The sequence below is a fragment of the Flavobacteriales bacterium genome (genome assembly GCA_030584065.1).
Classification (GTDB): domain Bacteria; phylum Bacteroidota; class Bacteroidia; order Flavobacteriales_F; family PHOS-HE28; genus PHOS-HE28.
In genome coordinates this window covers 653,900-669,261 of the sequence record CP129489.1, presented here as the reverse complement: position 1 = coordinate 669,261, position 15,362 = coordinate 653,900, and the positions used below count along the sequence as shown (strand labels likewise).

At 65.6% G+C, this 15,362-nt stretch carries 11 protein-coding genes; 5 read left to right on the top strand and 6 right to left on the bottom strand.

What is annotated here, in order from left to right:
• Positions 1-61 precede the first annotated feature (61 nt).
• Both QY325_02855 and QY325_02850 read right to left on the bottom strand, forming a co-directional pair.
• Complete coding sequence (locus tag QY325_02855; GenBank protein WKZ66871.1) at positions 62-1,456, bottom strand: MATE family efflux transporter; 1,395 nt, start codon at positions 1,454-1,456, stop codon at positions 62-64.
• A 79-nt stretch (positions 1,457-1,535) separates the two neighbouring features.
• Positions 1,536-3,740 carry a SprB repeat-containing protein gene (locus QY325_02850; protein ID WKZ66870.1) on the bottom strand — a complete coding sequence of 735 codons (2,205 nt, stop codon included), beginning with the start codon at positions 3,738-3,740 and terminating at the stop codon, positions 1,536-1,538.
• 138 nt (positions 3,741-3,878) lie between these two features.
• Here QY325_02850 and QY325_02845 point away from each other — a divergent pair, with 138 nt between their 5' ends.
• The gene (locus QY325_02845) at positions 3,879-5,063 is read left to right on the top strand and encodes an OmpA family protein (GenBank protein ID WKZ66869.1); all 1,185 of its coding nucleotides are present in this window, start codon (positions 3,879-3,881) and stop codon (positions 5,061-5,063) included.
• Here QY325_02845 and QY325_02840 read toward each other — a convergent pair.
• Positions 5,050-5,463, bottom strand: a complete 414-nt coding sequence (locus tag QY325_02840) for a carboxypeptidase-like regulatory domain-containing protein (GenBank protein WKZ66868.1) — start codon at positions 5,461-5,463, stop codon at positions 5,050-5,052. The genes QY325_02845 and QY325_02840 overlap by 14 nt on opposite strands.
• A gap of 388 nt (positions 5,464-5,851) precedes the next feature.
• Between QY325_02840 and QY325_02835 the strand changes: the two genes are divergently transcribed.
• Entirely contained in the window at positions 5,852-6,316 is a 465-nt protein-coding gene (locus tag QY325_02835) for a hypothetical protein (GenBank protein WKZ66867.1), read from the top strand.
• Positions 6,317-6,392: 76 nt separating this feature from the next.
• Here the strand turns inward: QY325_02835 and QY325_02830 are convergent, their stop codons facing one another.
• From QY325_02830 to QY325_02820, 3 genes are all read right to left on the bottom strand, one after another.
• On the bottom strand, positions 6,393-8,021 hold the full coding sequence (locus tag QY325_02830; protein ID WKZ66866.1) for a metallophosphoesterase: 1,629 nt from the start codon (positions 8,019-8,021) through the stop codon (positions 6,393-6,395).
• A gap of 224 nt (positions 8,022-8,245) precedes the next feature.
• Positions 8,246-8,968, bottom strand: a complete 723-nt coding sequence (locus QY325_02825) for a hypothetical protein (protein ID WKZ66865.1) — start codon at positions 8,966-8,968, stop codon at positions 8,246-8,248.
• Positions 8,969-9,047: 79 nt separating this feature from the next.
• The gene (locus tag QY325_02820) at positions 9,048-9,938 is read right to left on the bottom strand and encodes a flagellar motor protein MotB (GenBank protein WKZ66864.1); all 891 of its coding nucleotides are present in this window, start codon (positions 9,936-9,938) and stop codon (positions 9,048-9,050) included.
• Positions 9,939-10,506: 568 nt separating this feature from the next.
• On the opposite strand from QY325_02820, the gene QY325_02815 reads away from it, so the two are divergent.
• From QY325_02815 to ccoN, 3 genes are all read left to right on the top strand, one after another.
• Positions 10,507-12,918 (top strand): heavy metal translocating P-type ATPase, encoded by a 2,412-nt coding sequence (locus tag QY325_02815; GenBank protein WKZ66863.1) that lies wholly within the window; start codon positions 10,507-10,509, stop codon positions 12,916-12,918.
• Positions 12,919-12,979: 61 nt separating this feature from the next.
• On the top strand, positions 12,980-13,171 hold the full coding sequence (gene ccoS, locus QY325_02810) for a cbb3-type cytochrome oxidase assembly protein CcoS (protein WKZ66862.1): 192 nt from the start codon (positions 12,980-12,982) through the stop codon (positions 13,169-13,171).
• Complete coding sequence (ccoN, locus tag QY325_02805; GenBank protein ID WKZ66861.1) at positions 13,168-15,354, top strand: cytochrome-c oxidase, cbb3-type subunit I; 2,187 nt, start codon at positions 13,168-13,170, stop codon at positions 15,352-15,354. The genes ccoS and ccoN overlap by 4 nt, the downstream gene beginning before the upstream one ends.
• The last annotated feature ends 8 nt before the right edge of the window (positions 15,355-15,362 follow it).

Sequence of the window (15,362 nt, the reverse complement as noted above, 5' to 3'; positions counted from 1 at the left end):
ACGCAAAGGCAGCCGATGCCTGCTGGGATGCAGCTCCATGCGTCGGCGAAGCACGGACGGATCACACCTTCACCAGCTTCCAGCGGCCCATCCTGAACAGGTAGCCGCTCAGAAGGGCCAATGCGCTTTCGCTGATGGCCACGGAGGCGAATACGCCATTCGGCCCCCAACCCAGGTACCGCGCGAGGAACCAGGCCAGCGGGATCTCCAGCACCCAGAAGCAGATCACGTTCATCCAGGTGGGCGTCAGCGTATCGCCCGCACCATTGAAGGCCTGGGCCAGCACCATGCCGTAGCCATAGAAGAAGTAGCCCAGGCAGATGATCCGCAGCGCATCGATGCCGAACGATGCAACAGCGGCATCCGTGGTGAAGAATGCGATCAGCCAGGGCGCTGCGATCCAGAAGAACACCGCCACCGACACCATGAAGGCCATATTGTAATGGCCGCAGAGCCAGGCGCTGCGCGCTGCCCGTTCGGGCTGGCGCGCACCCAGGTTCTGCCCCACAAGCGTGCTGGCGGCGTTGGCCATGCCCCACGCGGGCAGCAGGCTGAAGATGATCATCCGCACCGCGATGGTGTAACCCGCCACGGCCGGGCTGCCGAAGCTCGATACGATGCGGACAAGGAACATCCAGCTGCCGCTGGGGATGAGAAACTGCACGGTGCCCCAGAAGGAAACCTTGATGATGTTCGCCATTACGCCCAGGTTGACCCGTAGCGGCACGCCCCGCAGCGACACGCGGCCGGCCGGCCTGAAGAGGTACCAGAGCTGGAGCAGCACCCCGCAGCCGCGCCCGATGGAAGTCGCCACCGCGGCGCCCGTGAGCCCCATCTCGGGCAAAGGCCCGATGCCGAAGATCAGCAGCGGGTCGAGGATGCAATTGACGATGTTGGCCAGCCAGAGCGACCACAGGGCCATGAGCGCGTTGCCGGCTCCGCGGAAGATCGCGTTGATGCTGAAGAGCAGCAGGATGACCACGTTGCTGCCGAACAGGATCGCGGTATAGCCGCTCCCCGTGCGGACCACCGCTGCATCGGCGCCCATGAGGCGTAGGATGTTGGAAGCGAACAGCATGCCCGGCACGGCGATGGCCAATCCAATGGCGGTGGCGAGGATCACGCCCTGCAACGCTGCGCGCGATGCCCCCCCCGCATCCTTCTCGCCGGTGCGGCGCGCCACCACCGCGGTAATGCCCATGCCCATGCCCCAGGCGAGCGAGTAGATGATGGTCATCACGCTCTCGGTAAGGCCCACGGTGGCCACGGCATCCATGCTCACGCGGCTCACGAAGAACACATCGACCAGGGCGAAGAGCGCTTCGCCGGCCATCTCCAGCACCATGGGTACGCTGAGCAGCGCAATGGCCCGCTTCACGCCCATGGCGGTGAAGTCGAGGTCCTCCCCACCGCGGAGGACCTCCAGGATGGTCCGCTTGATGCGCTTGGCGAACATGGAGGCGGATGACGCGGCCGCCACATTCCGCGTTGCCCGCGGCGCTAAGATCGGAATGTCCGAGAGGGTGACCGGGCGGCTACCGCTTCACGAAACGGGCCCGATGGATGCCCCCATCCTGGCCGAGCAGTACCACGGTGTAAGCGCCCGGCACCAGGTCCGCCACCCCGATGGCCTCGCGGAAAGGCTGCTCCGCCACCCATCGCCCATCGGCTCCGAGGATGCGGACGGTGCCTCCTTGGCAGTCCACGGGGCGGGCCAGGAACAGGACCTCATCCGTCGGGTTGGGAAAGGCATGCAGCACCTCCCCTCCCGCATCGCCTACGGCCGTGCTCGACTCTGCGAGGAGCACGGCATCGTTGGTGCGGATCGGTGGGTTGAAGTCGAAGAGGATATCGGCCCGATTCACCCATTCGGTGCCCGGCGCGAGCGGGAGGGTCGGCCGGATGCGGAACGTGACCAGCCCGTGGCTGGCCGCCTCATTGGTGCCGCTATCGGGCAATAGGATGTCCGCGAAGCGCCATTCCAGCACGCGCCCGGGCTTCATCGAGACAGAGAACGGGTGCGATGCCACTCCCTGGTGGAAGGTGGTCAGGTCGAGCGCTGCCGGGATGGTATCCGTCACCACCACCGTGAAGGCGGTGTCCGTTCCGGTGTTCTGGAAGCGGATGCGGTAGTCGACCCATTCGTCCACCCCGAGGTAGAAGAGGGACCCGCTCCAGCCGCTGCTGGTGAATGCGGTCTTGTCATTGGGATCGTAGGCCCCTTGGAATACGCCCGCCACGGAGGCAGTGTTGTTCGACGATTCCGCCTCGGTCAGCGCCTGCACGGCCTCCACCTGATGGGAGAAGGGCAAGCCGAGCAGCCCCACATCGGGTGGCACCTGCAGCTGGAGGCTGAATGCATGCTCCGCGAAGGCGCCGAGCAAGGGCAGATCCCACGTGACGAGACTGCCGGCCACCGAAGTCGGAGCCGGCCAAGCACCGCTGAAGCTCATCTGGGCATCGAATTGCACCGTGAGCGTGATCGCACCGCTCTGCTGGCCGCCTAGGTTGCGCACGGTTCCCCACACCGTATGGGTGAAGCCCGGCCGCGCCGGTCCGCTGAAGGCCATCACCTCCAGGTCCAGGCCGATCAAGCTGCTATCCGCCAGATCCAGGGTTGCATTGCCGAAGCTGATGGCGAACGGCGCGGGCTGCACCGCTGGGCATAGGGGATAGAGATCGGTCCCGCTCACCCCCAAGGTGTAGTTGCCATTGGGCAGGGCCCTCTGGTAAAGGCCTTGGGCGTCGGTGATCGTATAAAGGGGGCCGGGCAGGATCTCCAGCACGCGGTAGGGCACTCCCGGCTCGCCGGTGTCGATGGCGCAGTCCTGGTCGTGGTCCAGGAACAAGCGGCCCTGCACCGCGCCGCAGTCCGGGCCGAGGTCGACGATGTCGAAGCCCACCGTATCCAGATTGTTGCAGAGGTAGGCCGTATACTGGACATCGGGGTTCCAGTCGCGCGATACGTAGTAATGCCCGGGCAGCAGACCTCCGAAAACGGAGGTATTCCCGGCGTAGTAGTCGATCTGCACCACCTCGCCCTGTGCGTTGTGCAGGATCAGATTCGGCGCTGTCCACCAGCTGATGCCATTGTAGATATTGGTGATGGTTGCCGTGCCGACCGCACTTCCCGCGCAGACAGGCTGGACGGATTGCACGACCATGGGCCCCTCACCGACCTGGGGCTCGACCACGATTGCTGTGCCCACACCCATGCAGCCGTTGGCATCGGTCACCTGGATCTGCACCTCTGAACCGCCGGAGCAGGCGTTGGGGAAGTAGAAGAACGGATGGCCGTAAGCGTCGATGCCGCCGTAGAAGCCGCCGATCGGCTCATAGGTGTAGGGCGGGGTGCCGTTGATGCCGGCTTCGATGATGCGCACCTGGCCCCAGCACTGCCCTGGGCAATTGCCGTGGCCGTCCTGCGCCGCACTCTGTATGCTTAGTGCAGTCGCATTGCCGATGGTCCAATTCCCCGTGGCCTGCTCCATGGACGCATCCGTGACCGTGACGGTGTATGTGCCAGAACTGAGGCCGGTGGCCACCGCAGTAGTGGCGCCATTGCTCCATTCGTAGGCATAGGGAGGTGTGCCCCCGATGGCGTAAACCTCGATCGACCCGTTGCCTCCCCCGCAGGTCTCATGCGCCAGGTTGAGGAGGACCACGGTCAGCGCAGACGCCGGGGCGACCGCACTGATGGTAACGAGCAGTGCGGCGAATCGCAGGCGTTGTACAGGCATGGAATGAAGGTAGGAGATGATGACCGGACACTCCAGAGACGTGACAGCCGCCCACTGGATGCCCCGTCCACACAGCACCGTTCATTAACCGGGAAGGCCGATGCCCCTCTCCCCCTCTGCCCAGGATAGCTTTGAAGCATGCTCCGTTCCAGCTCTTTGGCGGCGCTGGCACTCGCCGCCGCTCCGTTGCATGCCCAGAACCTCTTCGAGCGCACGGTGGCGCATGACACCATGCCCAACCTGGTGCCCAATCCCGGATTCGAAGAAGTGGTGCGCACCAGCTGCGTGTGGACCACCGACCCGTCGAAGTTCGCCGCCAACGTGGTGGGCTGGAGCTCCCCCACGCAGACCACGCCCGACCATTTCAGCACCACCCTCGACCCCGAGTGCTGGGCCCATCCGCGCAAGCACAGCGAAGGGAAGCAGGGGCCGCATGCCGGCACCGGCATGGTGGGCGTGAAGATCTACGGCAAGGGCAACACGCCTACCTATTGGCACGAGTACGTGCAGGCCGAGCTGAAGGAGCCGCTGCAGGCCGGCGTGCGCTACATCGCCGAGTGCTGGGCCCTGCGCGCCGTGAAGAGCAACGAGGCCAGCAACAACATCGGCATCCTCCTGGCCGATGCCCCGGTGAGCACGAGGGACTGCCTTCCGCTGTACATGACCCCGCAGGTGAACGAGGAGAAGCTGGTGAAGGGCGGCTGGCATAAGGTGCGCGGCGTATTCGAGGCCACGGGTGCCGAGCGCTTCGTGCTCATCGGCAACTTCTACGGCGACGAGGCCACGCTGCACGAGCGACAGCCCAATGGTGAGCGCGGCGGCTACTACTTCATCGATGACGTGAGCGTGCGTGTTGCCCCGCCAGGCACCGCGCTTACCCCGAAGCCCAAGCCCAGCGTGCCGCCCCCGCCGCGCCCCGTGGTGCCCGACCACGTCAGCAGCACGCAGGTCGACATCCACCAAGTGGAGCCGGCCGTGGGCACGCGCGTGCGACTTGACAACGTGCAGTTCGCCTTCGACAGGGCCGAGCTCCTGCCCGGCTACGAGAAGGAGCTGGACAAGCTGGTGGACCTGATGACCGACTTCCCCTTCCTGCGCGTAGAGATCGAAGGGCACACGGACGACCAGGGCAGCGACGACTACAACCTGAAGCTGAGCGATGCCCGCGCCAAGGCCGTGGTCGACTACCTGCTCAAGAAGAAGGTGGAGAAGGAGCGGCTGAGCTGGAAGGGCTACGGCGAGAGCCGGCCGCTGGCTCCCAACGATGGCGAAGCCAACCGCGCCATCAACCGCCGCGTCGAATTCAGGGTCATCGAGCGGTAGGCATTATCGCTTCCAGCCGCTGCCGCTGCCGTTCGCGCATCCGCTCGGTATGCGCCATATCCCATTCGAGGCGCGCGGAATCGGCGTTGTAGCGCGCGATGCCGAAGGGCTCATCGAAGAGCGCGTAATCGACGCCCGCCGCTTCGGGCAGCATCGTCATGTCCACATGCATCCCGAAGCCACCGGCCCAGTCCTCCGGCGGGATGCCGACCAGCAGTATCCGCAGGCGCTTGGATGCATAGCCCGGCGCCGCGTAGGTGACCTCCCATTCCCCGTTGCGACCGAGATCCAGCGCATAGCGGCCGCTGTCTCCGGCGGCAGCCTCCAACCGGCGGCCCCACTTCAGGTCGAGCGCCTCCACGGTGCTCCCGCGCAAGGGTTCGCGCGTGACGGCATCCATGACCGCACCGAAGACGGAACAATCAGCGTGCTGGGCCTGTACGCATGCCATGGCGAAGGCCAAAGCGACGGCAAAGGCGAAACGAAGTCCCGATCGATCGGCTGTGCGCACGAAGTGAAGGTAGGCACAAGGAGCAAGTCCAAGGTCCGCTGCCCTGGCCTTCCCATGTCCCAAGGCCCATTCTACGGTATCATGCCTGCGCACTCGGATCCGATTTGCCGATGCAGGGCCTGAAGGCTTCCAGGGCATGCCGCCGGATCCTGCACCGGACCCTAAGCCTCATCGGTCCCTCGGCATGATCATGGTCCTTCGAAGCCGCCCCCCGGAGTGCGATCCGCCAACGCATGGCGGAAGGTGGCCGAAGCGCTGCCTGGCTTTCCACAGCCCGATGGTGAAACCACGAAACAGCACCGAATCGGCCTTCGGCGAGAATGACTACTTTACGATCATCATGATGACGATATTCACGTCAACCGAATCCATCACCGATGAACTCGACCTGCGCACCGTGCAGGCGGAATGGGACACCACCCTTCACCAACTCCGGTCCTCCTTCACAGTGGTGGATGCGAGCACGGTGGTGAGGCGCGGGCATTACGCAAGGCTCACCCTGCACAAGGCCGGTCTCGACCTTGAAGCTGCGGAACGGATCCTCTTCGAGAACCGCTTGCTCGCGCTCTGGTCGCGCACCGAAGACCACGATGTCTATCATTTCGGCGGGGAGTGGCTCTGGCGGTGGCGGGCGCCGGTGCCTTGGCTGGTGGAGCCGATCGGGCCCATGAACCGCCTGGCACCCAAGGCTCCCCGGCATCAATGGACCTACCGATTCCATCTGATCGAGGCGGAGCCGTGAACTCGCACGGACGGCATCGAAGTGGGACGGCGCAATGGACATGGCCTCGTTCAGCGGAACGAACTCCTCCCCCGCCTCATCGCTCCACCACGATCCGCCGCACTTCGCGATGGGTGGATTCCTCCACCATCAGTTCATAGGCGCCGGGGGCCAGGTCGAGGATGTCAATGGTGATGCGCGGAGCCGTGACCCTGCCGCTCCGCACCGTGCGTCCCGTCTCATCCAGTAGTCGGTACTGCACCGGTGGTCCCGCACCTGTATAAGTGACGTGCAGGACATCCTTGGCGGGATTCGGATAAGCGCCCACCACCCCCTTCGGGCCCGCTTCGCCCATGGCCACCGCAGGCTGACCTTTGCGCAGCGCGAACCGGTCGCCCACGGAGCCATCGCCCTTGAGGTAGGTCCCGGTGAGCCGGTCGCCGACCAACTCGATGAGGAAGGATCCGCAGACCCCGGAGCCGCCATCGGCAGCAGCCATAACGGGATGATCGAGCGGCGATCCGCCTTCGCTGGCACCGCCGTTTCCGCACACCACGTAAACGGTGCCATCGGGTGTTCCGGCCAGGGTATCCTTCACGTATGGTGACAGGGGATGCCCTCCTGATCCATCGCGCAGCATGGCGCCCGGGTCGAAGGTGGACGATGGCCCATAGTGGCCATGGATGAGGTGGCTGCGCTCGTACACATGGCTGTGGCCGCCGAGCACGAGGTCCACGTCGAAAGCCTCCAGCACCGGGATCACGCGCTCGCGCATGGCGATCATCACGCGCTCCGCCCAATTGTCCGAATCATGCGAGCCCTTTGAATAAGGCGGCTGATGGAGGTAGGCGATGGTGAACCGCCGAGAATTGGCGGCAAGGTCCTGCTGCAGCCATTCCACCATGGCATCTATGCCGTCGGAGGTCCCCAGGAGGTCGTAGACCTCGGAGTTGAGCGAGATGAAATGGGCATCGCCGAGGTCGAATGAATAGAAGAGCTCATGGCCTGAAGGGAAGCCGCCGCACTCCCCCTGCCCCGGCATCTCGAAGAGGTCGTAGTAGGGCCCCTCGTGGTCATCGAGCGGGATGTTGGAATAGGGAATGCCCAGCAGCGCGCTGCGTCGCCAGACCTCCACGTAGTCATGGTTGCCGGGGGCAGGGAAGAAAGGCAGCCAGGAGAAGATGTCGCTGAAGCCTTCCAGCGCGAAGACCTTCTCATCGTACTCGCTCAGCAATCCTTCGTTGTAGACGTTGTCGCCGAGCCATATCCAGGCATCGGTGCGGCGTGCGTCCGGATGGGCCTCGAATGCCTGCTTTACGGCCACTTGCTGCGGGTTGCCCTTGCCGAAATCCCCCAGCGCCCACACGCGAACCGTATCCGTGCTGCCCGCGGGCGGGAAGGTGCGGAACCGATGGGCGGCATCACCACCGGCAAGCATGCCCTGATGGTTGCCGACCGCATAGTAGTAGGTGGTGGCGGGTTGCAAACCGGTCAAGCGCACGCGGTGCTCGTTGCTCACGATGCTGCCCTGGCCGGTATGAAGCGTCAGTGAGTCGGGATGCGGCCCCAGCCAGAGGCGCGTGGTGCCGGCCATGGCGGTGCGCCACAGGATGGTGACGGCATTGTGCGAAGGCGCCTGCAGGTAAGGCCCGCGGCGGATGGGCTGGGCTGCTGCCGCCACCCCGGCGGCGCACCAGAGCAGGCCGAGCAGGCGCAGCATGGGCATGGCCGGTGCAAGGTAACCGGCCGGCGATCAGTCGGGCTTGGCGGCCGCGCTTCCCTGTCGGTCGATGAAATCGCGGCCGCAAGGAAAGCAGTGCCGCCGGCGTCTCGGCGAAAGGAGCGGGAATCCGAGGAGCACGATGCCAAATGCCAAGGCCCGTCGTGAATGACCGTTGCGGCTCGCCTCCGGCGATCCGCAACGGGGGCACCTCGGCCCATGCAGAGCGCTCACCCTGTGATTCCCATCCGCGAGCAACGGATCCGCGCACCCCGGGACACCAGGAAGAGCTGCCGCCCGTCCACCTCCACCGAGAAGGGCTCGACATACACCGGATTCAGGCTGTCCGCCACGAGCCATAGCCGGCCGCCCTCGATGTGCCATTCAGCCTCCAGCTGCGGCCCGTCGAAGCCGGGCAGCAGCACGGTGCCGTTGGGCTCGAACCGCAGGGCCTCGCGGCACGACCCCCATTGCAGCCATGCATTGGTAGAGGCCGGCTGCAGCGCCAACCCCTCGTGCATCACCTCATCGATGCACCAGCCGGCCGATACCAAGCGCTCTGCAACGGACGCGCGCGTGGCCCAAGCGATCGCGCCCAGCAGCAGCGTCAGCACAAGGGCCACGAGCGCCAGCAGCCGGGCCATCGGCAGCTCGATGCGCCCGATGACCGGCCATACGCGCGTGCGGCGGTCGAAGGCCTGCCAGAAGGCGTCGCCCTCCGGTGCCCCGGGCCTGATGAAGCCCCACTCCAGCAGTCGCGCCCGGGCCGCCTCCGCCTGGTGCGGCGGCACCTGCAGCTTGATGCCGCCCACCGCCTGCGCATAGAGGTTGTGCACCTGAACGGTGTGCTCGTCCTGCAGGCGGCAGTCGAACCCCTCATCCTCAAGCCGGCTCTTGGCCACCGCCAGGTCGGTGGCCCAGGAGAACTCGGCTACGGTGACGAATGCCGGCATGGTTGCAAAGGTGCGCGCGCCCCGGCGAAGCACGAAGGGCCCCTGTGCGGAGCCCTTCGATGCGTTGCGCAATCCGCCCCTACTCCAGGCTCGCCTTCTTCAAGCCATCCTCGATCATGCCATAGAACTGATCGAGCTTCGGCAGGATGACGATGCGGATGCGGCGGTTGGCCGACCGGCCTTCAGCGGTATCGTTGGCAGCGAGCGGGACATACTCGCTGCGACCTGCCGCGGTGATACGGGCCGGATCCACATTGTAGTCGCGCTGGAGCACGCGGGTGATGGTGACCGCGCGTGAAGCGCTGAGGTCCCAGTTGTCACGGAAGCAATCACGGCTGATGGGCACGTTGTCCGTATGGCCCTCCACGAGCACCTCCATCTCCGGCTTGTCGTTGAGCACCGTGGCCACCTTGGCGAGCACCTCGCGGGCGCGGGGGGAGAGCTCCGTGCTTCCGCTGCGGAAGAGCATCTTGTCGCTGAGGGAGATGAAGACCACGCTCTTCTCCACGTTCACCACCACGTCCGTGTCGTTGAGGTTGCCGAGCGAACTCTTGAGGCTCACCACCAGCGCCAGCGTCACGGAGTCCTTCTTGGTGAGCGCCTCCTGCAGGGTGCGGATCCGCAGGTCCTGCTCGCGGATCTGCTCGAGCGAGCGCTCCAGGTTGGCGGCTTCTTTCTGCGAGAGGGTGGCCATCTGGTTGACGCTGTTCAGCAGCGCCGCGTTGGTGCCATTGAGCTGGGCCACCTGGTCCTTCAGGTGCTGGTTCTTGTTCTCCACTTCGGCCAATCTCGCCTCCAGTACCGCCGCTTGGCCGCGGCAGCCGTCGAGCGCGCGGTTGCACTCATCAAGCTTGTTGTGGAGCGTCTCGTTGCTGCCCTTGATGGCGAGGTACTTCTTCTTGGAGACGCAAGCGGTGCCCAAAAGGGCCGAGGCTCCGATGAACAGGAGGGTGATTCCGGTGCGTGCCATGCGCTGCTGGTGTTATGGAAGGCAAAGCTATCAGCCGGCCCTTACCCTGCGGTGCGGGGCATGAACGGCCTTGACGCGCGCATGCCGTTGCCGATGCGGCATCGACCGATGGCTGCACGGTTTCACAACAAAGCCAAATGCCCTGCGCACGGGAGCAACCTGCCCCATCACGCCGCCGTCTTCCGAGTGTAAAGCCCTCTTGCCATGATGTCCTTCATCCGTCGAACCCCGCCCAATGCACTCGTGATCGGCCTCTACACCCTGCTGGTGGCCTTCGCGGTGCTGGCTTTCCGCAACCCGATGTGAGCGTGCGGCGGACGGCATGCGCGAAACGAGCGATGATGCGCGCCGCCCCGCCTCACAGCCCGTCCAGGCATTCGGGAGCAGGCTGCATGCGCATGCAGTCCGGTCGCAAGGGGCTTCCTGGTCATCCTACCGCCTCTTGCAACGGCAACGACGCACGTCCCAAGCCTGCCACGGCGACCCGGCAGGATAGACGTCCCGCACCGCGCACGCGAGCCTGACATCCGTCAGGGCCTAAGGCCTTCGGATGCCCGCTCTTTGCAGCGTGGAACGCGAAACGCTGACGAAGGTCACCTGCTACCACTGCGGCGATGCCTGCGCCGAGGAGCACCGGGTGCACGATGGGAAGGATTTCTGCTGCCATGGCTGCGAGGTGGTGTACGACCTGCTGCAGGAGAGCGGGCTGTGCGATTACTACGACCTTTCACAGCAACCCGGCGTGAAGCAGCGCGCGAGCGCCGATGAGCAGCGGCTCGAGCTCTTCGACCTGCCGGAGGTGCGCGAACGCGTTGTGGAATTCAGCGAGGACGGCATCACGCGCGTCCGCTTCCACATCCCGCAGATGCACTGCAGCTCCTGCATCTGGTTGCTGGAGAACCTGCACCGCATCGAGTCTGCGGTGATCCGATCGCGGGTTTCCTTCACCGACAAGGAGCTCTCCATCACTTTCCGTGAGACCCGGCTGCCCCTTCCGGCGCTGGTGAAGCTGCTGCGGCGGATCGGGTACGGCCCGCAGATCACCGCCGGCGGAAAGCGCGATGCCGGCGCCCAGGTGCCGCGCATGCTCTACGTCCGCTTGGGCGTGGCCGGCTTCATCTTCGGGAACACCATGCTGTTCAGCTTCCCGGAATACCTGGGAGCCGATGGCGAAGCGGGCCTGCGCACGGGCTTCCAGTGGCTTTCCGCGCTGTTCTCGGTGCCGGTCGTCTTCTTCCTGAGCACCGATTACTTCCGGTCCGCCTGGGCCGGCATCCGCAGCAGGCAGGTGAACATCGACCAGCCCATCGCGCTCGGCATCGCAGCGCTTTGGCTCCGCAGCCTAGCCGATGTGATCGGCGGCACGGGCCCGGGCTACTTCGATTCCCTGGCCGGCCTGCTCTTCTTCCTGCTCATCGGCAAGTGGTACCAGGCCCATACGTACCGTGCCCTCCGATTCGACCGGGCGCTGGAGGACTTCCTGCCGCTGATCGTGCTGCGGAAGCAGGGTGATGCGGAGGAGCCCGTGCGCGTGAGCGATCTGCGCCCCGGCGACCGCATCGTGGTGCGCGACCAGGAGCTGGTGCCCGTGGATGCGGTGCTGCTCAGCGCCGAAGCCCACATCGACAACAGCTTCATCACGGGCGAGCCCCTGCCGGTGCGCAAGCAGGCCGGCGACACCATCAAGGCCGGCGGGCGCCAGCGCGGGGCGCTCATCGAATTGGAGGTGCTGCGCGGCTTCGCGGATTCGCGGCTGAAGCGCCTGTGGGCCGAACAAGCGGCCGGCGGCGAGCGGCCGGCCATGCCGCGCCTAATCGACCAGGTGGCCCGGCGCTTCACCATCGCCGTACTGTTCATCGCGCTGGGTGCGGGGCTCTTCTGGTGGGGCAAGGACCCGGCCCAGATCTGGCCCGTCGTCACTGCTGTCCTCATCGTAGCCTGTCCATGTGCCTTGGCGCTGAGCATGCCATTCGCCTACGGCCACACCGTGCGGCTGCTGGGCAAGCGCGGGCTGTTCCTCCGCGATGCGGAGGTGGTGGAGCGGCTCTCGGGCATCGACACGGTGCTCTTCGACAAGACCGGCACGCTCACCGCGCGCGAGGCGCACGAGGTGCATTGGCACGGCGACCGGCTCTCACGGAAGGAACGCAGCCTGTTGCGCGCCCTGGCCCGCAACAGCACCCACCCGCTGAGCGCGGTGGTGGCCGAAGAGCTTGCCCGGGGTGAAGCGGGCGCCACCGCCGCCACGGTGACCGACGCGGCCGAGACCGCCGGCCAGGGTATCGCGGGGGTGGTCGATGGCATGCCGGCACGCATCGGGGCGTCAGGCTTCTGCGGCGGCGAGGAGGCGCAGCGCACCAATGGCGAAGCCCACGTGCATATTGCCCTGGGCGGCATCCACCGGGGCCACTTCACCATCCGGAAGCGCGCGCGCGGCGGCATGGCCGAGGCCGTGGCCGAACTGCGTCGCAGCATGCGCGTGGGCCTGGTGACGGGCGATGCGCAGCTGGACAGCGGGCTGTCGGAGACCTTCGCGGGCGCCCCGGTGCGCACGCGGTGCTCCCCGGCGGACAAGAGCGCAGCCGTGCAGGCCGAGCAGGCGGGAGGCCATCGGGTGCTGATGGTGGGCGATGGCCTCAACGATGCGGGGGCGCTGGCCCAGAGCGATGTCGGCATCACGGTGACGGAGACCAGTGCGGCCCTGACACCGGCCAGCGATGCCATCATGGACGCCGGCGCCCTGCACCGGCTACCCGGCTTCCTGGCCCTCACACGGAAGGCGCGCCGCATCGTGATCGCCAGCCTCTTCATCTCCTTATGCTACAACGTCACAGGGGTCTCCTTCGCCGTGGCCGGCCTCATGACGCCCTTGATCGCCGCCATCCTCATGCCCCTGAGCTCGGTCAGCGTAGTGGGCTTCGTGACGGTGGCAGTGATGCTCGCAACGCGCCGGACTGACGCAAGTCATGCTCCGCTATGACCAACCTCATGCCGTGACGAACGGGTGACAGTCACTTTCGCCCCGAGATTACGATTCCCTGATGAGCGTCATCTTCCTCCTTATCGCTGCGAGCACGGTAGTGGCCCTGGTTTTCCTTGGCCTCTTCGTCCGTGCGGTGCGGAGCGGCCAGTTCGATGATGACCGCTCACCGGCCGTGCGCATGCTGAACGACCATGCCCCGGCACCGCGCGCCGCCGAGGCTCCCTCCACCAACGAAACCACCGACCGATGACCGAGCGCTTCCAGTACGACAACCGCATCGTCAAGAACTTCCTCTTCGTCACCATCCTCTGGGGCATCGTGGGGATGCTCGTGGGGCTCATCATCGCCACGCAGATGGTGGCGCAGAACACGCCGCCGGATGCCTGGTACTATTGGATCGTACGCCCCTTCACCTGGCTGGGTGAACTGGAGTGGACCAAGTTCGGACGCCTGCGCCCCCTCCACACCAACGCGGTCATCTTCGCCTTCGTGGGCAACGCCATCTTCGCCGGTGCCTACTACAGCCTGCAGCGCCTGCTGAAGGCGCGCATGTTCAGCGATGCGCTCAGCGCCATCCACTTCTGGGGATGGCAGCTCATCATCGTGCTCGCCGCGGTGACCCTGCCGCTGGGCATGACCACCGGCAAGGAATACGCCGAGCTGGAGTGGCCCATCGACATCCTCATCACGCTGATCTGGGTGGTCTTCGGGGTGAACATGTTCGGCACGATCGTGAAGCGCCGTGAGCGTCACCTCTACGTGGCCATCTGGTTCTACATCGCCACCTGGGTGACCGTGGCCATGCTGCACATCGTCAACAGCATCGAACTGCCCATCTCGCTCACCAAGAGCTACAGCTGGTACGCCGGCGTGCAGGATGCGCTGGTGCAGTGGTGGTACGGGCACAACGCGGTGGCCTTCTTCCTCACCACGCCCTTCCTGGGCCTCATGTACTACTTCCTGCCCAAGGCCGCCAACCGGCCGGTTTACAGCTACAAGCTCTCGATCATCCACTTCTGGGCGCTCATCTTCCTCTACATCTGGGCCGGCCCGCACCACCTGATCTACAGCGCGCTGCCCGACTGGGCGCAGAGCCTGGGCACCGTGTTCAGCATCATGCTCATCGCGCCGAGCTGGGGCGGCATGCTCAACGGACTGCTCACGCTGCGGGGCGCCTGGGACCGCGTGCGGGAGGACCCCGTGCTCAAGTTCATGGTGGTGGCCATCACCGCCTATGGCATGAGCACGCTGGAAGGTCCGCTCCTGAGCACCAAGTTCCTGAATGGCATCGCGCACTTCACGGATTGGATCATCGCGCACGTGCACATCGGCGGCATCGGCTGGAACGGCTTCCTCACGTTCGCGCTCGTGTACTGGCTGGTGCCCCGCATGTACGGCACCAAGCTGTACTCGGTGAAGCTGGCCAACGCCCACTTCTGGATCGGCACGCTCGGCATCGTCTTCTACGCCATCCCCCTCTACTTCGCCGGCTTCTTCCAGAGCCTGATGTGGAAGCAGTTCACCCCCGACGGCTTCCTGGTGTACAAGAATTTCCTCGACACCCTGCTGCAGATCAAGTACGCCTACTGGCTGCGGGCCTTGGGCGGCCTGCTTTACCTGACCGGCGCCTTCATCATGGTCTACAACGTGGTGAAGACCGTGAAGGCCGGCCGGCTCATCGCCAACGAGGACGCCGAGGCGCCCGCCTTGGAGAAGAACGCCCCAGAGGAGGCGGGCGGCCACTGGCACCGCTGGATCGAGCGCCGCCCCTTCCAGATGCTGGTCCTGAGCCTCGTGCTGGTGGCCATCGGCGGCATCTTCGAGATGGTGCCCACCTTCCTGGTGAAGAGCAACATCCCCACCATCGCCAGCGTGAAGCCCTATACGCCCCTGGAGCTGCACGGGCGCGACATCTACGTGCGCGAGGGCTGCTACACCTGCCACAGCCAGATGATCCGTCCGTTCCGCTCAGAGACCGAGCGCTATGGCGAGTACGCCAAGGCCGGTGAGTTCATCTACGACCACCCCTTCCAATGGGGCAGCAAGCGCACCGGGCCCGATCTGCTCCGCCAAGGCGGCAAATACCCGCACAGCTGGCACTACTACCACATGTACGACCCCACCAGCATGAGCCCCGGCTCCCTGATGCCGCCCTACCACCACCTCTACGAGCACGCGCTGGACACAACCACCACGCGGGCCAAGATCGAGGCGATGCGGACCATGGGCGTACCCTATGACGAGGAGCCCTACGGCCCGGGCTTCGCCGAGCGGGCCAACGCCCACCTGAGCGAGCAGAGCGCCGTCATCGTGGCCGGGCTGAAGAAGGACGGCATCGAGGCGCAGGCCGACAAGGAGATCATCGCCCTCATCGCCTACCTGCAGCGCCTGGGGACTGACATCAAGGTGAAGGAAACGGCCGCCACCCGCTGATCCGAAGC

Coding starts and splice junctions, on each gene's coding strand:
- QY325_02820 (WKZ66864.1), bottom strand. CDS start 9,938: ATGGCACGCACCGGAATCACCCTCCTGTTCATCGGAGCCTCGGCCCTT.
- QY325_02855 (WKZ66871.1), bottom strand. CDS start 1,456: ATGTTCGCCAAGCGCATCAAGCGGACCATCCTGGAGGTCCTCCGCGGT.
- QY325_02850 (WKZ66870.1), bottom strand. CDS start 3,740: ATGCCTGTACAACGCCTGCGATTCGCCGCACTGCTCGTTACCATCAGT.
- ccoS (WKZ66862.1), top strand. CDS start 12,980: ATGAGCGTCATCTTCCTCCTTATCGCTGCGAGCACGGTAGTGGCCCTG.
- QY325_02840 (WKZ66868.1), bottom strand. CDS start 5,463: ATGGATGCCGTCACGCGCGAACCCTTGCGCGGGAGCACCGTGGAGGCG.
- ccoN (WKZ66861.1), top strand. CDS start 13,168: ATGACCGAGCGCTTCCAGTACGACAACCGCATCGTCAAGAACTTCCTC.
- QY325_02835 (WKZ66867.1), top strand. CDS start 5,852: ATGGTGAAACCACGAAACAGCACCGAATCGGCCTTCGGCGAGAATGAC.
- QY325_02830 (WKZ66866.1), bottom strand. CDS start 8,021: ATGCCCATGCTGCGCCTGCTCGGCCTGCTCTGGTGCGCCGCCGGGGTG.
- QY325_02825 (WKZ66865.1), bottom strand. CDS start 8,968: ATGCCGGCATTCGTCACCGTAGCCGAGTTCTCCTGGGCCACCGACCTG.
- QY325_02845 (WKZ66869.1), top strand. CDS start 3,879: ATGCTCCGTTCCAGCTCTTTGGCGGCGCTGGCACTCGCCGCCGCTCCG.